The organism is Microcoleus sp. S13_C3, assembly GCF_036700905.1.
Lineage (GTDB): Bacteria > Cyanobacteriota > Cyanobacteriia > Cyanobacteriales > Microcoleaceae > Microcoleus.
Window position 1 is genome coordinate 31,854 of sequence record NZ_JAUBPT010000041.1, and the last position, 20,099, is coordinate 51,952.

The following is a 20,099-nucleotide window of genomic DNA, read 5'->3' on the forward strand; positions in this document are numbered from 1 at the left end:
AAATTTAAAATTAACAACTTTTTTAGTCTTGACGGGGACAGCGCTGTTCTAAGCAGGTCTGTAGCATTTTACGATCGAACAGAACCGGCAGAAAGTGAATGCTGTTAATTTCTTTGAAATAGAACAAAATCGGCACCGCGGGCCAAAATATCCGCCAATTTTGCCATTCTCGGTAAGGAAAGCGGCGGATTAAGTTGGACGATCGATAAATGTCCAAATCTGTTGGGGTAAATTGCAGCCGGATGGTGGCGGCTTGGTACATCAGAAACAAGCCGAACAGCGCAAGTGGCAAACTTGCCCACTTCTGCACGAACAGCAGCGGTAGGGCCGCCAGTACCAGGACTAGGGGAATGGCATAACTCGGGGCGAGTTCGATCGTACTTGCCGGCGCAGTCGAAGAGGCAGTGCTATTCACGGGTTTAAGTTAAACGAATTTTGTCAATACTTTATATTTTACCGTTTCCTAGCTTACAAGCCTTTGAGTACGCTAGAGCCCGTCCCCTGAAACATCAGCCAAGTCAGGAAAAAGTTCACAATAAAAATAGCCAGTAAAGCCGTCACCACCGCCGTAGTAGTCGATTGGCCGACGCCTTTTGCCCCGCCAGTGGTGGTCAAACCCCAGCTAGTGCCGATTACAGCAATCAAGCCACCGAATACAAAAGCCTTAATGGCCGCGCTGCAAATATCCCACAGACTCAGGAAATTGCGGACTGATTCTAAAAACACGCTTTGAGAGATGCCGTACATTGTCGTAGCAATCAGCAGTCCGCCGGCGATGCCGGTGACGAGACACATGATAGTTAAAATGGGCAGCATCAAGCAGCAAGCAATGACGCGGGGAATTACTAAATAGTCGATCGGGTCTGTTCTGAGCATCAGCAGGGCATCTATCTGTTCTGTTACCTGCATCGTGCCGATTTCCGCTGCAAAAGCCGAACCTACCCGTCCCGTCACGATTACGGCTGTTAAGACGGGGCCGAGCTCGCGCGTCAAAGACAAAGCCAAAACGCCACCGACGACATTGCCTGCACCGAGGTTAATAAACTCCCTCGCTACCTGAATAGTAAATACCATGCCGACAAAACCCGCAGTCAGCAAAGCAATCAGCAGAGATTCCGGGCCGACTGCTGCCATTTGGTCGAGGGTGTTGCGGCGGTGAATTTTGCCCTTCAGCAAGTGCAGCATGACTTGGCCGCCCAATAAAGCTGCTGCCAGCAACCGCTGACTCCACAAACTGAGGCTGGAAGATGTAGTGGTGCTCAAGGGGATTTCGAGTATAGAACAACTGCAAAAAATGAAATTTATCTACAAATCTTAAACAAGTTTTTTCTCTAACATTTAAGATTTCTGACAGAACCGGCCACTGAGGGCGATCGCTGCCTATTGTAGAAAAGGACAAGTTTTGTTTGCTTGTACCTTTCGGCAGTTTAGCTGAATTTACTGACTCTTATGAGCATTTTTCCCAATTTTCTTCGCTCTGTACTGCTGACGGGCCTGTTGAGCTTTGTCGCCCCCTTATTGTTAATCGGCGGGGGATTGACTAGCTTTTCCCTGATTGGCTTCGTGCCTGCTCTCCAAGGAGTTGGTCGTTCTGGAGAAGAGCTGATTTTGCAGTTCTTAGCTACTTTCGGCAGCGGCTGTCCCCTCCAGGGTTTTTTCGTTATCGGTCTAACTTTTGGTTTGGTGGGTGCTTTGTTTGATACCTACGCTTCTTATCAGCATTCGCGGTGGAGTTAATCGAACCTTCGATTTTAGATTTTAGATGGGAATTCCTCGCTCGAATCTAAAATCTAAAATTGCTGGGTTCCGGTTGGATCGGATACCCGCCCCTTTTGATGATTTTACAATATCGATCGCGAATGTTCGGAAATGCGATCGCTCTTTTTGCGGAAAACCGAATCCCCCAGTTTCGGGAGCTGGAATATATTAAATACAAGTTGAGTCAAGTGTTTCTCAACCTCTAAAAATTTCAGATAGTCGAGGTATTAGTTATGGCACTTATTCGTTGGGAACCTTTGCGGGAAATGGACTCCTTGCAGCGAGAAATGAATCGGTTGTTTGATAGCTTGACTCCGGCAACCGATCGCGGATCTAACGGTTCTGCTTTTCTACCCCCCGCCGAACTCGAAGAAACTCCCGAAGCCATCCACCTTAAATTAGAAGTTCCGGGCATGGAAGCTAAGGATTTGGACGTACAAGTAACCGCACAAGCTGTTGCTATCAGTGGCGAACGCCGTCTGGAAACTAAGAGTGAAGATCAAGGCATGACTCGCTCTGAGTTCCGCTACGGTTCGTTCCGCCGGGTGATTCCCCTACCCGCACGGGTTCAAAATGACAGCGTAGAAGCTGAGTACAAAAATGGAGTTTTGCACCTGACTTTGCCCAAAGCGGAAGCCGAAAAGAACCGCGTGGTTAAAGTTCAACTCGGCTAATAAATAATTGTTGGCTAATTGCTGATAAATAGGGCGTGCGGTGCGCGCCCTATTTGTTTTGGGAATTGGGAATTTGTAATTGGTAATTGCGCCGAAAAGCATTGGGCATCGGTAATTGGCGATTGCGAGTTTGAGGAAGGATTCTTCCTTCTTCCGACTTCCATCGGACTGACATCTGTTACATCCGTTACATCCGTTACATCCGTTACAGAATCCGTTGCCGAACTTCCTTCTTCCTTCTTCCATCCATCCGTTACATCCGAAGAAAGCGAATCCGTTGCCGAACTTCCTGGTTCCGATTCTTCAACCGTGCTAAACTCCAATAAGCAATGGTTGGTGAGGAGACTTGCGTGCCGAGTCAGGGAGTTGGAGGAAATGGAATTGCATCTGAGTTTGGAGACTTAACCGGGATGACTCGCCAAGAAGTCGATGACTTTTTGCGCGGATTGGGTGCAGAAATCAGAACTACTGACGGAGGTTATCTTGAATACGAATTTGCCGATCGTTCGCGAGTCAATATCCGTCCTGATGGTGAAGTTGTACGCACCCCAGCTCCCAGATACGGTTCAGATGGCCGAAAAATAAACAAAGGTTTGCGTCTTGACAAAGATGGCAGCTTGGTCAAAACACGCGATGAATTTGGCAATAAGATTCCTGGGACGCACAATACTGGAGAAAAAGTGAGTAATTAATATGCCCGATGACTACAACTTGCTTAATTTAGGTGGACTTACATCCCTCATCACAAATGTCAATGTGTCTTTGTGGGGGAATGAAATTTTATTTGAATGTATTTACGATCCGACAGGCGATCGATTGCCTTATAGCATAGTATTTCATGACTGCCGAGACATCAGTTGGGAGGTGTTCCATCCTGAAGATGTCAAAGATCCTGAAGCTGATTTGATTGGTTTTCATTTAGGTGAGGACGCGCACCGGAAAGCAGCTTTAATTCATACTGACATTTTTGAAATTTCAATTTTGTACGGCAGTTTTAGCATTCAAAAGGGAGAAAAACTAAATTCTGAAGATTTAGAGACAGAGGTTTTGGTATCACCAGCGCAAGCAGTCGTTTAGTAATTTCGATGTTAGCTGTGAGATTTTAGATAAAAGACTTGGGAATGAGTTGAGAAACAGAGGTTTTGGTATCACAAGCGTATTGCGTAGCTACTTGCAAAAGGTAATGTGCTAAACTCGAAAAGGCAATGGTTGGTGAGGAGACTTGCGTGCCGAGTCAGGGAGTTGGAGGAAATGGAATTGCATCTGAGTTTGGAGACTTAACCGGGATGACTCGCCAAGAAGTCGATGACTTTTTGCGCGGACTGGGTGCAGAAATCAGAACTACTAGAGATGGTTATGTTGCATATAAATTTTTTGATAAGTCAACAGTAATGATCCGTCCTAACGGTGAAGTGATTAGAACGCCTGCACCGAAATATGGCTCAGATGGGAGAAATATCAACAAAGGTTTCCGTCTCGATAGAGATGGTAATTTATTGCGAACGCGAGATGAATTGGGTAATTTAATTCCAGGTACTCACAATACGGGAGAAAAATTAAATGAGTGATTGGAAGGATGACTATAACTTGCTTGGATTGGGTGGTTTTACATCTTTAATCACAAAAGTAAACGTATCTTTATGGGGAAACGAAGTATTAATTGAATGCGTCTACAATCCCGAAGAAAGATTGCCTTATATGCTGGAATTCAAAGACTGTCGCGATATCAATTGGACTGTACACGATGAAAAGGCAGTTAGCGAACTGGAAGCTGAATTCTTCGGAATTTCTTTGGGCGATGCCGAACACCGCAAGCCTGCGGTGATTACTACAGACATTTTTGAAATTTCAATTTTGTACGGCCGTTTTAGCATTCACAAGGGAGAAAACCTCAATGGTGAAGTAGCAGATTTAGAAACCGAGGTTTTGGTATCACAATCGCCAGCAGTCTTGTAGCAATTGAAAAGCACCGCGCCGTTAAATTCCCAAGCGGTTAGTAATATTATATCTGGTAAAATAACTATTACAGGACTTACGCACTCCGACTCCTCGAAACTGGGTTTTTTACCTAATCGGCGGGTTTTAACGCGTCTTTTCGTAAAAAAACCGGTTTCTGCGCCCCCATGCGTAAGTCCTATATTATTAGGTTTGTAGTGAGGACTGAAGTCCTCATCAAAAATCTGAGGATTGAAGTCCTCACTACAAAAGAATTACCAATTTTTCAAAAAAGACATTAGGTATTGTTGCCCGCCTCAGTTTACGATACTTAATAGAACTTTTTTCCCAGATGAGGTAAAACACAATGCCTGATATTGTTGATATTGCCGTAGGTGCGGGTTCGTTTCAAACCCTGGTAACGGCGGTGCAAGTAGCTAATTTAGTAGACGCGCTCAAAAGTCCGGGCCCTTTCACTGTCTTTGCACCCACTGACGATGCTTTTGCCAAATTGCCACCGGGAACTATCACAACCTTAGTGCAGAACGTTCCCCAACTGACTAGGATTTTGATGTTTCATGTCGTATCAGGGAAGTTTATGAAAGCTGATTTGGCCAAACTCGGTTTTGTTACTTCCTTGGAAGGTTCGCCGATTAAAATTGATTGTTCTGACGGTTTTGAGGTGAAAAATGCTACAGTTGTCGCTGCGGATATCGAAGCTGATAACGGCGTCATCCATGTGATCGATAATGTGATTTTAATGGGGTAGTTTCACCGTCCATTGATTTTCGATTTTCGATTTTTGATTGACTCAACACATGAATTTGAGGGTTTGAACTTTGGTCTAAAATGTGTTGAGTTCGATCGCGGAAGTCGCAGCTTGCATCTGTGTTTGGGTGTGAGCTTAAGTGTCGCAGCGGGAGCGAGAACTTGCATTGAGCAGTGTCTCTTTGCTCCCGATCTCGCCTTTTTTTTAGCGGTTGAAGGTAATATAAATATAAAACCGTTGTCTTTTCGCCGGATATATTTTAAGATGATTGTTTACAAAAATTTGAAAATCAATAATTATAATATAAGCAAACCAGTTTGGTTAGCACTATGCAAATCCTAGCCGCCAGCCTCAAAGCAAAAGTCCGCCAGCGTACCTTGGAACTGCAAGTTCTCAACGAACTTACTGCAAAAGTTCAAGCAGCTCTCAGTGCGGATGAAATTTGGTCTGCGTGTCTGGCATATCTCGATCGCCTCATTCCCACAGAGGCGATCGCAATTTTGACGCTACCGGACGATCGACTATACCTGGAACACTCACAGCCCTTAACTGCTAGCGCCAAAGCCGAAATTGAAGGGCGCTTGCAAGCTGCTCGTGCTGAATGGCTCGCCGGCAATCGGGACTGGGCGCACAACATCGCTCCGCCACCAATTGCTCAGTTTCAGTCGGTCTTGATGGCACCAGCCAACCCGGATGAAAGTGAAGAATTGTTGGGAGTATTTTTCATTGGTGCAGAACAGGCAACTGCTTTTAATTTGGAACACCTTTGTTTGCTCCACACGGTCGCTCAAATTTGTGCAAAACAGTTAGTTATTTTAGCAGCTAAAACGACCACTGTCAAGGATAAACTTAAAAATAATTTTGCTCTGGATTCGCAAAGTCAAGAACTATTGTTGCGGGCTGTAATGGACGCGGCCCCGGACAGAGTTTTTGCGAAAGATAGAAATTTTAGATACATTTTTGTCAATCAAAGTTTTGCTGAATATTTGGGGAAAAATGTTGAGGAAATTATCGGCAAAGATGATATTGAATTAGGGTTTTGTGCCGAATTAGTATTTGGCGATCGCAACGGCAAAATTAGGAGCATCCGCGAGGACGATCGAGCTGTGCTGGCCGGGGAGAGGGTTCGCAATCCCTACCAGGCGATCGTCTTTGAAGGTGGCAAACAGCACATCTTTGACACGCAACAAGTGCCACTGTGCGATGCAGAGGGTAATATATTTGGGGTTTTGGGTTTTTCTAGAGAGATTGGTCAATTGCAGGCCACAGATGAAGCCAGGAATCAAAGCCAAGCCCAACTGCAAAAAATTACTGCTAGCGTACCCGGTACGGTATATCAAATTGACTTGCATCCAGACGGCTCAATGGCCTTCTCGTTTGTGAGCGCGGGCTGCCGAGAATTGTATGAAATAGAACCAGAGGCGGCTCAGCAGAATTTTAATGTAATTGTTGACATGATTCATTCCGAAGATCGAGATGATTTTCTCAACTCGGTGACGCTTTCTGCTGAAAATTTGCAGCCTTGGCGGTGGGAAGGAAGAATTGTCACTCCGTCAGGAAAACTTAAATGGGTGCAAGGAGCTTCCCAGCCAGAATTCCAAGCATCGGGGGAGATAGTTTACTACGGCTTGTTCACGGATATTAGCGCCCGGAAACAAGCTGAACTGAAGCTGCAACTTTATCAACAAATCTTTTTGAAATCCAACGATGCGATCGCGATCTTAGACCCCCAAGGCTATTACTTAGAAACAAATCAAGCTCACACTGCTTTGCTGGGTTACAGTGCATCGAAATTGTGGGGGAAAACCCCGGCCACTCACATGGGAGAACAGGGATTTGCCTCGGTAATGCAAAGCTTGGGAGAAACTGGGAGTTACCGAGGCGAAATGACCTGTATTAAGGCTGTGCAAGAAGGAACAGTTGAGGTCGAGGTTTCGGCTTTTGCGGTTCTCAATGATGCTGGGGATGTAGTTTGTTATGTAAGTGTCAAAAGAGACATCAGCGAACGCAAGCGAGCTGAGGAAAAACTAAAACTTTACCGAGAAATATTTTTAAACTCCAACGATGCGATCGTCATTATCGATGCAGACGGGTTTTTCCTCGAACAAAATCTTGCTCACCAAACGCTTCTAGGATACACAGACGCGGAATTAGAAGCAGAAGCTTCGCCGCTGGTTGCGGGGGATCGCTTTTTGGCAATTGCCCAAAGTTTAGCAAAAACAGGAAGTTTTCGGGGCGAAATTACTAACTCCACTAAAAAAGGCCAGACGCTGGCGATCGACGTTGCGGCATACTCTGTGATTAACAACGCCGACGATGTAATTTGTCATGTCTGCGTCAAGCGCGACATTACCGAACGCAAAAAAGGAGAAGAAGAACGGCAAAAATTTGTGTCGCTGATTGAAAACAGCAGCGATTTTATCGGTATGGCTACCCTAAAAGGCAAAACGCTGTTTGTCAACGAAGCCGGACGAAAACTGGTGGGTGTAGAGAATCTTTCACCAGTGCTTTATACGGAGATATGGGATTATATTGGACCCGATTTTCAACAGAAATTCAGACAAGAGATTTTACCAACAATTATCAGTCATGGCCAGTGGCAAGGCGAAGGTCAAATGCAGCACTTGGGCACCGGACAACCCATTGATGTTGTGATGAATGCTTTTCTGGTCAAGCACCCTCAAACCACCGAACCGCTGTGCTTTGCTGCGGTAATTCGCGATGTCACCGAACGCAAGCAAGCTGAGAGAATGCTGCAGGAACAAGCAGAACAAGAACGGCTGGTTTCGGCGATCGCCCAGCGAGTCCGGCAGTCTCTCAACCTCACTCAAACTCTGAGCACTGCTGTACAAGAAGTGCGGCAGTTGCTGGCCACTGACCGCACCGTAATTTATCGTTTTGAGTCCGAGGAAACAGCGCTGGTTGTTGTGGAATCTGTAGGGGATGATTGGATGCCCCTGCTGGGAAGAAAAGTTCAAAGAACATCCTTTGGGGAAAGTTTTGTATGGCTGTACAGTCCAGGAACAATTCAAGCAATGGCAGATATTTATACTGCCAATTTGAGCGAGGAACACCGAGATTTACTTGCTAGTTTGCAGGTAAGGGCTAATTTAGTTGTACCAATTTTTATAGGGGATGAAAGTCAGGGGTTGGCAGCCGAATATTCGCTGGAAACTCGAAGTGAACTGCCGGGAAGGAGTTTGGAAACGAGTCAAAATCGGTTGTGGGGATTGCTGATTGCCCATCAGTGCAGCGCTCCGCGTGTTTGGACTGATTCAGAGATGGATTTGCTGGGAAGGTTGAGCGTGCAGTTGGCGATCGCCATTCAGCAATCTACTCTTTTTGAACAAGCGCAGCAGGCCCGAGAAGCAGCCCTAGAAGCGTCTCGAATGAAGTCGCTATTTTTAGCAAATATGAGTCACGAAATCCGTACTCCGATGAATGGAGTGATGGGGATGACTGATTTGCTGCTGAAAACGAATCTTACTCCCGAACAGCTTGACTTTGTACAGACGCTGAAACTCAGCAGCCAAAATTTACTCTCTATCATTAATGATATTCTGGATCTCTCCAAACTGGAAGCAGGAGAAATGCGGTTAGAAACAATCGAATTTAACCTCAGTATCTGTGTGAATGAAGTGCTGGATTTGTTAGCAACTCCCGCACAAGAAAAAGGTCTAGAAGTGGTGGCACTAATTGACAGCGACGTGCCGCTGCAAATTAAAGGCGATGCAGCGCGGTTGCGGCAAATACTCACTAATTTAATCAACAATGCTATTAAGTTTACAGAAGCAGGAGAAGTGGTAATTGAGGTTGCTAATGCTAGTAATCCTGGGGTGTGGGCAGCTAGCGATAATCAGAAAATTTTAGAGAATATCGAACCGTTAAAAATAGAAAACAATGACTCGATGCTCCTGCTGTTTAAAGTGACAGATACAGGAATTGGGATTGCTCCCGAAGACAAAAGAAAGCTGTTTCAATCTTTTACTCAAGTTGATGCCTCTACGACACGAAAATACGGTGGCACAGGTTTGGGGCTGGCTATTTCTAAGGAGTTGGTGGAGTTAATGGATGGGCAAATCGGTGTGGAAAGTACCCCTGGTCAAGGCTCGACTTTTTGGTTTACTGTGCCGACAGTTACGGAAAATTTAACTGCTGTCGGAACAGCGTGTGACGTGAATTTTGAAACGGTGCTGGCGGGGCGAAAAATGTTAGTTGCCAGCGACAAGCCGACAGTGCGAAAAGTGCTAGTGAGAATGGCTGTTTTGTGGGGAATGGAGGTTGAGGAGGTTGAGAACGGTTGGATGACGATCGCATCTCTGTACAAAGCTGTTAGCGTTAATTCCCCTTACGATATCGTTTTGGTTGATATTCAGTTGCCGGAAATGGTGGCGGGAAGTCTCGAACGCTTGAGGATTTCTGAGCCGGCAATGCAGCAGACGCATTGGGTGGTGCTGACTTCAATGACTCAGCTTGGAGAGGCGAAACGCTTGGTAGATAGCGGTTTTAGCGGGTATTTAACTAAACCTGTTAAAGCTCACCGACTATTTGATTGCTTGGCGAATGCGATCGCCCCGATGACGCCGATTGATGAGCCTCTGGCAAATTCAACGCCCAATCGAGCCTCAGCTATTGACAACCGGGAGTTAGCAAGTTTAAAGATTTTGTTAGTTGAAGATACTCCCATCAATCAAAAAGTTGGTCTGAATCAACTCAGAGTTTTGGGATGCGCGGCGGATGTCGCGAATAACGGCGCAGAGGCGCTATCTATGGTTGCTCTGAAAAAGTATGACATTGTGTTGATGGACTGTCAGATGCCGGTTTTGGACGGTTACGAAGCAACGCTGGAATTGCGTCGCCGGGAAGCTGCAGATGTTGCTGCTGGGAAGATGGAGTCGCATCAAAAGACGGTGGTGATTGCGATGACGGCGAATGCTTTGAAGGGCGATCGGGAAAAGTGTCTGGCGGCGGGCATGGACGATTATATTAGCAAACCTATTGCGATCGAAAAGTTAAAATCGGTACTAGAAAATTGGTCGGCCAAGCTAAAAATTGGAACTCCCAAGTTTAATGGCGAGGAACTTCAAAATTCTGAGCCAGATATCGAATCGGTAGTCGATATGGCACGTTTGCACGAAATTTCTGGCGCTGATTTAGAGTTTGAGCGGGAAATACTGCAAGCTTTTGTGGTGGATACTGCTAGTTATTTAGAAGCTGCTAAGGGGGCGATCGCCTCGGGAGATATGGAGGCACTGGCGCGTCACGCTCATCAAATTAAAGGTGTCAGCGCTACCGCGGCGGTGCGGTTAATGCCCGATATGGCAGATCAGCTTCAAAGTGTGGCCGACTCAAATGATTTGGAGGGGGCTACAAAAATCATCGCTGAATTAGAAATAATTCTGGCGCGGGTTCAAAAGTTTGTGGCGGCTGAGTAATCAATAAATTTTCTTTTGAACTGACATCTTGCAGCAATATCAATAAGAGGATTTTTCGTGGGGTCGGGCGGGTTTATAGAACCTATTTGCAAGCTTTAAGGCTGTTGGCGAACCCGCCCCTACGGCTAATTGAGAATGGTGCAAGATCTCAGTTTGAACCGGGCGATCGGGCCCGATCGCGGATCGAAAGCATCCAGGATACCCGCCACGTGATTCATCCGTCCAGAAATAAAAAACCTGTATCCGATAAACTTGCCCCCGAATTTATCTCGCGCAAGTCAATGCTTCAATTCTAAAATCTAAAATCTAAAATCTAAAATCGATTGACGGCTCTTGGCAGCCCCCACGAGCTATAGTCTGTAAAGATTTTTAATGTTTTATCAAGATTTTGGTCTCAATGTGACAATATTCGGAACTCTTATAACATCTTGTGTGTTGTAGCTTATGGCACTACTGTCTTAAGTTATTGTGGTCAAATATAAAATAATCATTAAGCCGATGGTTATGAGGGTGCTTTTCGTCTATCGGCTTGAGACACCAAGACCAGCTTTTCGCTATGCCCGCCCATTAAGTGCGTATTTACGCTCAACGAGGTTTTATGACTCCAGTCATGTTACGCCAACTCTGGTCATTAATTGAGACCACCCAAGCTACTCTGTTAGTCAATTTAGACGATGCCACCCTGGTACAGTGGCTGCTGAAACAGTTAAAGACGAACTCTGCGCTCAATGGCAAAGAAGCAGATTTGTTGGACGAATACATCCAGTCTCGGCTGTGCCTAATCCGCGATTTAGCTGAGCAGCGGCTGGCACCAGAGCTAATGTGAGCCAATTCAATCAAAATCGGATAAATATTCCAGGGAAAGGCGACGATCGCTCGCGCTGGGCAGAAATAGCAGAAAAGAAACCGGGTTTCAGGGATAAATCTTAGGTTTGACGACCAGATCTCCAGCCAGAAACCGGGTTTCTAACTCTGGGCTCCCAGTTTGCTCAAAAAAAACAGGCGGGTAGTCGGTGCAGTTGTCGCTGTGCAGCAACGGATGCAGAACGGCTAATTTGAAACCGGAGGCTGTGTAGATCGCCGATCGCCACAGTTCTGACAGCTACAAGGTAGGATTGTCAGGAAAGCGTTCTATTAAAATCTATGCGTAAATGGGGATTTCTGCTACTAGCAAGTGTGTTACTTGTGGCACCGTTGGCGTCTTGTAGGGATCGATCGGCACAAACCGGACAAACAACAGCAACAACTGCAGCGGGCGGCAACTCGCAACAAGGTTCCAGCCGGATAGATACAATTGTCAGCCGCGGCAAACTGATTTGCGGCGTCAGCGGCGAACTGCCGGGTTTTAGCTTTGTAGACGAAAAAGGCAAATATTCGGGACTGGATGTGGATGTGTGCAGGGCTGTGGCGGCAGCAATATTTGACGATCCCGAAAAAGTCGAGTACCGAAAACTCAACGCTAAAGATAGATTTACAGTTTTGCAGGCCGGAGAAATCGACATTCTCAGCCGAAATACCACCTATACAGCGAGTCGCGACAGCACTACCGGACTGGAATTTGCCCCGGTGATCTTTTATGACTCTCAAAGCATCATGGTCAAAAAAGACAGCGGCATCAAAAGTTTAAAAGATTTTGCGGGCAAATCTATCTGCGTGCAGACAGGTACGAGCACCGAACAAAATTTGTCCGACCAAATGCGAAAAATAGGAGTTAAATACACTCCTGTCGTGTTTGAAGATGTGAATTCTACCTTTGCTACCTATCAAGAAGGTCGCTGTCAAGGTGTGACTGCCGATCGATCGCAACTTGTTTCTAAGCGCACCACTCTGCCGAATCCCGATAATAATGTTGTTTTGCCGATCGTGATGTCAAAAGAACCCTTAGCCCCAGCAGTAAAAAGCGGCGATCCTAAATGGTCGGATGCGGTGAGATGGATCGTTTTTGCGGCCATTGAAGCTGAAGATTTGGGAATTAATTCAGGAAATGTAGACAAAATTGTGGCAAGCACTACAGACCCCAGCGTCAAACGTTTGCTAGGAACAGAAGGAGATTTAGGTAAAGGTTTCGGACTCCCGAACGACTACGCCGTCCGCGTTGTGAAGAAAGTGGGGAATTACGGGGAAATGTACGATCGCAACCTCGGCCCCAAAAGTACACTCAAGTTAGAACGGGGTCAAAACAGACTCTGGAAAGATGGCGGTTTGCTTTACTCGCCGCCATTCCGCTAATTTTAGTTAACCGTTAACTGTTGACTGTTAACTGTTGACTGTTGACTGTTGACTGTTAACAGTCACGCACCAAAGCTATGTAGGGTGCGTGACGGTGAAAATCCCGATCGCCAATCGAGTAACTATCAAGTCATATCAAATCCGGTAGCATCGGAATTATTCATCTCTGTATTCTCTCCCTCTGCGTTCTCTGCGCCCTCTGCGGTTAAATCATTCCGATGCAACCGGAAACGATATCACGCACCAAAGCTCAATCTCGCCTGGATTTCCCAGCAGATTTATAAAATATAATTTAACTTATGAACCCAGAACCTCAACCGGGCAAAGCCCAGAAATTTCCCTATTTTAAAGATATATCAAAACTCCTGCGGGACGATCGCTTCTGGAAAATAGCCGGACAGGCGATCGCCCTAATTTTAGTAATAGTTGTGCTCGCGATTCTCGGCGACAATCTGGGCGCCAATTACTCGCAACTGGGGATTGCATTTGGATTTGACTTTCTCAATTCCCAAGCATCTTTTGACATCGGCGAAAGCGTGATTCCCTACAGTCCCGAAAATACTTACAGACAAGCTTATTTTGTCGGTTTAATCAACTCGCTGCGGGTGATGGGTCTCGGCATTATTTTCGCAACAGTTGCGGGTTTGACGGTAGGAATTGCGCGCCTTTCCGACAATTGGCTGCTGCGGAGTTTGGCTGGTTTGTATGTGGAAATTTTGCGAAATACGCCGTTATTGCTGCAATTATTTTTCTGGTATTTTGCCGTTTTCATTTCCCTGCCCAAACTCGAAGAGAATCAGCAGATGAGGGGGCCGATTTACTTGACAAATCGCGGCATTGCTGTACCAACGCCGGTGGCTTTGCCTGGTTGTGAGATTTGGTTGATTTTGCTAACTGTCGGAGTTTTGGTGGCGGTGGCGCTGTGGATGTGGCGGGCGCGGGTGATGGTGGAAGAAGCTAAGCCGGGAAGACAGTTGTTTTGGGCTCTAGGTGCGATCGGGCTAAGTGCAATCTTAGCTTGGATTATCACCAAAAATCTGCCTTTTCGCCTAGATGTTCCGCGCCTGACACCAGCATTGCAACTCGAAGGAGGATTAAAATTAACTCCAGAATTTGCAGCATTGGTGACAGGACTCAGCTTGTATACTGGCAGTTACATTGCAGAAATTGTCCGGGCCGGAATTCAGTCAGTATCGAAAGGCCAGTGGGAAGCGGGAAAGTCTTTAGGGCTGAAGTCTGGAACAATGATGCGGATGGTAATTTTGCCGCAAGCTTTGCGGGTGATTGTGCCGCCTTTAACCAGTCAGTATCTGAATTTAGCTAAGAATTCGAGTTTAGCGGTTGCGGTTGCTTATCCCGACGTTTATTTTGTGGTGGGCTCTCCGACGTTGAATCAGACCGGGCGGGCGATCGAAGCAATGTTAATTATCATGGTAACATATCTAACAATTAGTTTGATAGTTTCTCTGTTCATGAATTGGTACAATAAAACCGTACAAATCAAGGAAAGATAAATAGTTTAACTTTAATATATTTTAAGGGTGATAAAAGGAGAGCGCGTTAAATGGCATACAGTGACTTTAGCTTAGACAGAGTAACTAAAAATTTTGATTTAACGATTTCCGATAAAATTGATATGTTCGCTGCTGTCTCAGAATTAGAGCCGAGTAGGTTACTGGCAGAAATTCTCAAAGATAATGTACCCTTAGCATTGAGCAGCAACACTGAAAAAGCTCGATCGGAAATGATTATCGCACCGATTTTGATTGAGCTTAGAAAACAGTTAAAATTGGAAATTAGTTTGTTTTCGGGAATAGACTTTACAGTAGATGTTGAAAAAGGATTAAATGGGAGTTGCGATTTTCTGATCAGTCATTCCCCAGAATTACTAATTGTTAGAGCGCCAATAATCATCATTGTAGAAGCCAAGAAGGAAAATATCAATGGCGGATTGGGACAGTGCGTAGCAGAAATGTTGGCTGCTAGAATATTTAATGAACGTGAAGGCAACGAAATTCCTGCGATTTATGGGACTGTTACTACAGGTACTATCTGGAAATTCCTGAAGTTGCAAGAACAAATTATTGAAATTGATTTAGGTGAATATTACTTGAGAGATGTGAATAAAATTTTAGGAATCTTAGCGAACAGTATTAGAAATTAAGAAGAACTAAAAACTGATGGAAACAATACCTGTATTACCGCCCCCAGCCACCGAATCGCCTACTCCTTGGAATTGGGCGCGCAAAAATTTATTTAGTACCTGGTACAACAGCATTCTGACAGTATTTTGCGTAATTATCGCCTTCCAAACTATTAAAGGAATTATCGTTTGGGCAACAACAAAAGCTCAGTGGCGCGTTTTAGAAGCCAACTTGCCGCTATTTTTTGCAGGAAGATTTCCCCGCGAATCGTACTGGCGGCTGTGGATAGTATCGGCCATAATTGCCTTGTTGGGAGGATTAACTTGGGGAAACATTCAGCGGCAAGAACGTCTTTGGAATCCGCCTTTACTAATTATACTCGGTGCTGCGGTTGTGGGTGCGGTCATTTCGCCGATCGACCTCACCTCTCGCCTTTACCTGCTAGCAAATATTATCGCAGCCGCCGCCAGCTATGCCATCGGCAGGCAAATTAACCCAAAAATGATGGACTGGATGCCTGCAATTTGGGCTCTTTCCTTCCCCATAATTTTGTGGCTAATTAAAGGCGGGTTGGGTTTGACAGAAGTGTCAACAAATGATTGGGGCGGTTTAGTATTGACGCTGTTTTTAGCAGTTATTAGTATTGTGCTTTCCTTTCCTTTGGGAGTATTGCTAGCACTCGGCAGACAAAGTTCTTTGCCAGTTGTGAGATTGTTATCCACATTATACATCGAAATTATTCGCGGTTTACCATTAATTGGCATTTTGTTTTTAGGTCAAGTGATGCTGCAACTCTTCTTGCCGCCAGAATATCCGAAATTGGATAGAGTAATTAGAGCGATTGCTGGATTAACCTTATTTAGTGCGGCATACTTGGCGGAAAACGTGCGCGGTGGCTTGCAGGCCGTGCCCAGGGGACAAATAGAAGCAGCTAGGTCGATCGGGCTCAATACACCCCTGCTTACAATTCTCATTGTACTGCCTCAAGCACTGCGAATAGTCATTCCGGCGATCGGCGGTCAATTCATCGGATTATTTATGGATACTTCCCTGCTCTCTCTATTCGGAATGTTAGAATTAATAGGAATATCCCGCGCAGTTTTAGCAAATCCATCCTATATCGGCAGATACGCCGAAGTTTACATATTCGTCGGGATAATTTATTGGATATTTTGCTACTCAATGTCCCTAGCAAGCCGTAAAATAGAGCGAACTTTAGGCGTAGGTCAAAGGTGAAAAAAATCTGCGTTCATCCCCGTTCATCTGCGGTTTAAGAACAAAAAAATATGGAAACTAAACCCACAATCCCCGAACAAGTAATCATAGCAGAAAACGTCCACAAATGGTACGGACAATTTCACGTACTGCGAGGCGTCAGCATGACCGTAAACCGAGGTGAAGTCGTGGTCGTGATGGGGCCCTCTGGTTCGGGAAAATCAACGTTTATTCGCACATTCAACGCATTAGAAGAATACCAACAAGGTAAAATTACGATCGACGGCATCGAACTTTCCCACGACTTACGCAACATTGAGACAATTCGCAGCGAAGTAGGAATGGTGTTTCAGCAATTTAACCTGTTTCCCCACTTATCAGTTTTGCAAAACGTCATGCTAGCGCCAGTATGGGTGCGCCGCTGGCCGAAGAAAAAAGCCGAAGAAGTGGCAATGCAACTCTTAGAAAGAGTGGGAATATTGGAACAAGCAAAAAAATATCCCGGACAGTTGTCTGGAGGACAGCAGCAGCGTGTCGCTATTGCACGTTCTCTGGCCATGCAGCCTAAAATCATGTTATTTGATGAACCGACATCAGCATTAGACCCGGAGATGGTGCGGGAAGTTTTAGATGTAATGCGAAATTTGGCTCAAACGGGAATTACAATGGTGGTTGTGACTCACGAAGTCGGGTTTGCGCGCGAAGTTGCCGATCGCATTGTCTTGATGGATGGCGGCGTTTTAGTGGAAGAAGCGAAGCCGGAAGAGTTTTTTCAGAATCCGAAGGAAGAACGCACTCGCAAGTTTTTATCTCAGATTTTGTAACTGCTTTTTAAGTTTAGTCGGTGGGTTTGGCGACGGTAGCAGCAGTAAAAATAGACATAATTAAGGTAAAATAAAAGAGTGTACAATCAGTCTCTATTTTGCTGAGATAGCTTGCAATGCCATCCACAAAAACTCTGCCGTTAGTTAAAGACTCGGAACGCCTAGAAAGTCGCCTCAAAGAAATTCCGGCGGTTCCTGGTGTATATTTAATGCGAGACGAGAGCGATCGCATCCTTTACATCGGCAAATCAAAAAAACTCCGAAACCGCGTCCGTTCCTACTTCCGCGAAAGCCAAAATCTCAGTCCCCGCATCGCGATGATGGTGCAGCAAGTGCGCGAAATTGAATTCATCGCCACCGACACAGAAGCAGAAGCTTTAGCCTTAGAAGCAAACCTCGTAAAACAGCACCAACCTTACTTTAATGTCCTCCTCAAAGATGATAAAAAATATCCTTATTTGTGCATAACTTGGTCGGAGGAATACCCGCGCATTTTTATCACCCGCAAACGCCGCGCAGGTAATGCAAAAGACCGCTACTACGGCCCCTACGTCGATACAGGGGCACTGAGGAGTACGCTGCATTTAATTAAGCGGATTTTCCCGCTGCGGCAGCGCCCTCAACCGCTATTTAAAGACCGTCCTTGTTTGAACTACGACATCGGGCGCTGCGTTGGCGTTTGTCAAGGGTTAACTTCGCCTGAAGAATACCGGAAAATAATCCAAAAAGTAGCGATGATTTTCCAGGGAAGAACTCAGGAATTGCTCGACTTGTTAGCGCCGCAAATGGAACAAGCTGCCGAAGATTTAAACTTTGAAACGGCGGCGCGCATTCGCGATCAAATTAAAGGTTTGCAGTCTTTGAGTGCGGGTCAAAAAGTGTCTTTGCCAGACGATACTGTTTCCAGAGATGCGATCGCACTTGCGGCCGACACCCAGCACGCTTGCGTCCAATTGTTCCAAATTCGCGCTGGTCAATTGGTCGGAAGATTGGGATTTATGGCGGAAATACCCTCCCAACCCAGGGCGGGCACGGGGGCACCGCCCCTACAATCGAGGGGGGAAGAGTTATCTCAATCTCTTGTAAAAGATGGGCAAGAGTTATCTGAACTTTCTCTTTCCTCCCCCCCTTGGCAAGGGGGGGAACGAGGGGGGGTAGAGGCCGGAGCGATTTTACAGCGGGTGTTGGAAGAACACTATCAAAATGTTGAATCCGTAGAAATTCCCAGCGAAATTTCTGTGCAGTACGAATTGCCAGAAGGAGAAATATTAGCAGATTGGTTGAGCAACCGTAAGGGGCGAAAAGTTACCATTTTGACTCCGCAGCGGCAAACTAAGGCAGAGTTGATTGAGATGGTGGAACGCAATGCTGAGTATGAATTGGCGAGAATGCAAAGATTGAGCGATCGCAATTCTCAAGCAATGGAAGATTTAGCAGAAATTCTCGATTTGCCAGAAGTTCCTCGCCGCATTGAAGGTTACGATATTTCTCACATTCAAGGTTCTGACGCCGTAGCTTCTCGCGTCGTATTTATTGACGGTTTGCCGGCAAATCAACACTACCGCCATTACAAAATTAAAAATCCTGAAATTAAATCGGGTCATTCTGATGATTTTGCTAGTTTAGCAGAAGTTATCGGTCGCCGATTCCGAGGATTGAAGGAAGAAGAAAGTTCGGCAACGGATTTTATAAAGGATTTAACGGATAGAACGAATAAGGAAGAAGAATTTAGCGATTTAGGAAATTCGGAAACAATCAGCAATTTATCCTCAGTTTCTCGTACTATCTCCGACAAACCAGACTTAATTATGATAGATGGCGGCAAAGGTCAACTGTCAGCAGTTGTGGCTGTTTTGCGGGAGATGAATTTGCTAGAAGAGTTGCGCGTTGTCAGTTTGGCAAAGCAGCGAGAGGAAATATTTTTGCCGGGGGAATCTTTGCCGCTGCCAACTAATTCTGAGCAGCCTGGGGTACAATTATTGCGCCGGGTGCGGGATGAGGCGCACAGGTTTGCTGTGAGTTTTCACCGGGATCGAAGAAGCGAGAGAATGAAGCGATCGCGCCTTGATGAAATTCCCGGATTGGGACACCACCGACAAAAACAATTGTTGGCACATTTTCGGTCGATCGACTATCTCCGTTTAGCGACTCCCGAACAGTTGACAGAAGTTTCTGGGATTGGCCCGCGTCTAGCGCAGCAAATTTACGATTATTTCCACCCGTAAAGTCTTACCCAGCATTGGAGACGGGGATTTTTGGGGTGAGGGGGCGATCGGGCCGCAAGTCCCGATTCAGCCCGGATTCAGTCACTGTGAGGGAGGTATTCAAAAATTTTGCACAGGCCTATTGCAATCCCCAGAGACTTGTGGTATGTTTAGTTTCTGTGCGCGGGCATAGTTTAGTGGTAAAACTTTAGCCTTCCAAGCTAACTATGCGGGTTCGATTCCCGCTGCCCGCTTATGTCTATAAAAACCTCAAACCAACGAGAAATCAACGGTTTGAGGTTTTTTAGTGCTGATTTTTTGGGTTATCAAGGGGTCAACTTGACTAGAAATTGGATACAAATTGGAGACAAAATGACTACGATTTGACTACGGAACGACCAAACTGAGTATCAACTGAGTATCAAATGACTACCCGATCGCCCTTTGTGGAGACAATTTGGAGACAAATGAATACAAATTGAATACAAAGCATAAGTGTATTCAGTTTCAGCCGTTTAGCTTTGCAGGTATCTCTCAAAACGCCTCCACATCTGAGCTTGTGGTGAGCTCGGTACAAGAACAATTGGTTAACATAGAGTGCCCTGATTTGGCAAGATTGCCGATCGAACTCAGCTTGAGTTATGACTGATTCGGAGTCGCATCAGTCACAAGGAGGGCCCGTGAAATATTTTTCAGTAGTAATGTATTTGCTGCGGGAACGGCAACAGTTTCTCGAAGAAATTCGCCAAGGTGTCAAGCTCAAATCTAAAATTTTCGGTTTGGTTGAGTCGAGGGGGGATAGTCGGGTAAGGTTCAAGCGTCACCGCTCTCCCCTCCCCTAAGAACCGTGCATGAGACTTTCGCACTCACACGGCTCAAGCCTTACTTCAAGCGATCGACTTGGATTTTGAA

The 20,099-nt window shown here is 45.7% G+C and carries 19 protein-coding genes and 1 tRNA gene; 17 read left to right on the top strand and 3 right to left on the bottom strand.

From position 1 onward, the window contains the following. Positions 1 to 22: 22 nt before the first annotated feature. Positions 23 to 415 (bottom strand): DUF3119 family protein, encoded by a 393-nt coding sequence (locus QUA16_RS13790; protein ID WP_333103892.1) that lies wholly within the window; start codon positions 413 to 415, stop codon positions 23 to 25. Positions 416 to 468: 53 nt separating this feature from the next. Continuing rightward, positions 469 to 1,263, bottom strand: a complete 795-nt coding sequence (locus QUA16_RS13795) for an MlaE family lipid ABC transporter permease subunit (RefSeq protein ID WP_333103893.1) — start codon at positions 1,261 to 1,263, stop codon at positions 469 to 471. Positions 1,264 to 1,449: 186 nt separating this feature from the next. Here QUA16_RS13795 and QUA16_RS13800 point away from each other — a divergent pair, with 186 nt between their 5' ends. Further along, positions 1,450 to 1,737 (top strand): hypothetical protein, encoded by a 288-nt coding sequence (locus QUA16_RS13800; RefSeq protein WP_333058030.1) that lies wholly within the window; start codon positions 1,450 to 1,452, stop codon positions 1,735 to 1,737. A gap of 254 nt (positions 1,738 to 1,991) precedes the next feature. After that, the gene (locus tag QUA16_RS13805; RefSeq protein WP_333103894.1) at positions 1,992 to 2,432 is read left to right on the top strand and encodes an Hsp20/alpha crystallin family protein; all 441 of its coding nucleotides are present in this window, start codon (positions 1,992 to 1,994) and stop codon (positions 2,430 to 2,432) included. 14 nt (positions 2,433 to 2,446) lie between these two features. Here QUA16_RS13805 and QUA16_RS13810 read toward each other — a convergent pair whose 3' ends face one another. Continuing rightward, on the bottom strand, positions 2,447 to 2,755 hold the full coding sequence (locus QUA16_RS13810) for a hypothetical protein (RefSeq protein WP_333103895.1): 309 nt from the start codon (positions 2,753 to 2,755) through the stop codon (positions 2,447 to 2,449). A 6-nt stretch (positions 2,756 to 2,761) separates the two neighbouring features. On the opposite strand from QUA16_RS13810, the gene QUA16_RS13815 reads away from it, so the two are divergent. The 15 genes from QUA16_RS13815 to QUA16_RS13885 all read left to right on the top strand — a co-directional run bounded on the left by QUA16_RS13815 (position 2,762) and on the right by QUA16_RS13885 (position 20,029). Further along, entirely contained in the window at positions 2,762 to 3,124 is a 363-nt protein-coding gene (locus tag QUA16_RS13815) for a hypothetical protein (protein WP_333103896.1), read from the top strand. A 1-nt stretch (position 3,125) separates the two neighbouring features. After that, positions 3,126 to 3,509, top strand: a complete 384-nt coding sequence (locus tag QUA16_RS13820) for a hypothetical protein (protein ID WP_333103897.1) — start codon at positions 3,126 to 3,128, stop codon at positions 3,507 to 3,509. A gap of 128 nt (positions 3,510 to 3,637) precedes the next feature. Further along, on the top strand, positions 3,638 to 4,000 hold the full coding sequence (locus QUA16_RS13825) for a hypothetical protein (protein WP_333103898.1): 363 nt from the start codon (positions 3,638 to 3,640) through the stop codon (positions 3,998 to 4,000). Further along, a complete protein-coding gene (locus QUA16_RS13830; RefSeq protein WP_333103899.1) occupies positions 3,993 to 4,388 on the top strand; it encodes a hypothetical protein in 396 nt (131 codons plus the stop codon). Before QUA16_RS13825 ends, QUA16_RS13830 begins: the two co-directional genes overlap by 8 nt. A gap of 346 nt (positions 4,389 to 4,734) precedes the next feature. Then, the gene (locus tag QUA16_RS13835; RefSeq protein ID WP_006634220.1) at positions 4,735 to 5,136 is read left to right on the top strand and encodes a fasciclin domain-containing protein; all 402 of its coding nucleotides are present in this window, start codon (positions 4,735 to 4,737) and stop codon (positions 5,134 to 5,136) included. Positions 5,137 to 5,465: 329 nt separating this feature from the next. Continuing rightward, entirely contained in the window at positions 5,466 to 10,571 is a 5,106-nt protein-coding gene (locus tag QUA16_RS13840; RefSeq protein WP_333103900.1) for a PAS domain S-box protein, read from the top strand. A 598-nt stretch (positions 10,572 to 11,169) separates the two neighbouring features. Then, a complete protein-coding gene (locus QUA16_RS13845) occupies positions 11,170 to 11,397 on the top strand; it encodes a hypothetical protein (protein WP_333103901.1) in 228 nt (75 codons plus the stop codon). Positions 11,398 to 11,714: 317 nt separating this feature from the next. Next, positions 11,715 to 12,800: an amino acid ABC transporter substrate-binding protein gene (locus QUA16_RS13850; RefSeq protein WP_333103902.1), complete on the top strand. Its 1,086-nt coding sequence runs from the start codon at positions 11,715 to 11,717 to the stop codon at positions 12,798 to 12,800. A 299-nt stretch (positions 12,801 to 13,099) separates the two neighbouring features. Further along, positions 13,100 to 14,314, top strand: coding sequence for an ABC transporter permease subunit (locus QUA16_RS13855; protein WP_333103903.1), 1,215 nt, complete (start codon positions 13,100 to 13,102; stop codon positions 14,312 to 14,314). Between the two features lie 50 nt (positions 14,315 to 14,364). Then, positions 14,365 to 14,964: a hypothetical protein gene (locus tag QUA16_RS13860; protein WP_242723093.1), complete on the top strand. Its 600-nt coding sequence runs from the start codon at positions 14,365 to 14,367 to the stop codon at positions 14,962 to 14,964. A gap of 16 nt (positions 14,965 to 14,980) precedes the next feature. Continuing rightward, positions 14,981 to 16,180, top strand: a complete 1,200-nt coding sequence (locus tag QUA16_RS13865) for an amino acid ABC transporter permease (RefSeq protein WP_333103904.1) — start codon at positions 14,981 to 14,983, stop codon at positions 16,178 to 16,180. 50 nt (positions 16,181 to 16,230) lie between these two features. Then, positions 16,231 to 16,983, top strand: a complete 753-nt coding sequence (locus tag QUA16_RS13870) for an amino acid ABC transporter ATP-binding protein (protein WP_333103905.1) — start codon at positions 16,231 to 16,233, stop codon at positions 16,981 to 16,983. Between the two features lie 116 nt (positions 16,984 to 17,099). Further along, positions 17,100 to 19,208 carry an excinuclease ABC subunit UvrC gene (gene uvrC, locus QUA16_RS13875; protein WP_333103906.1) on the top strand — a complete coding sequence of 703 codons (2,109 nt, stop codon included), beginning with the start codon at positions 17,100 to 17,102 and terminating at the stop codon, positions 19,206 to 19,208. Positions 19,209 to 19,370: 162 nt separating this feature from the next. Further along, positions 19,371 to 19,441 (top strand) — tRNA-Gly (locus QUA16_RS13880). 426 nt (positions 19,442 to 19,867) lie between these two features. Continuing rightward, positions 19,868 to 20,029: a hypothetical protein gene (locus QUA16_RS13885; protein WP_333103907.1), complete on the top strand. Its 162-nt coding sequence runs from the start codon at positions 19,868 to 19,870 to the stop codon at positions 20,027 to 20,029. Positions 20,030 to 20,099 lie beyond the last annotated feature (70 nt).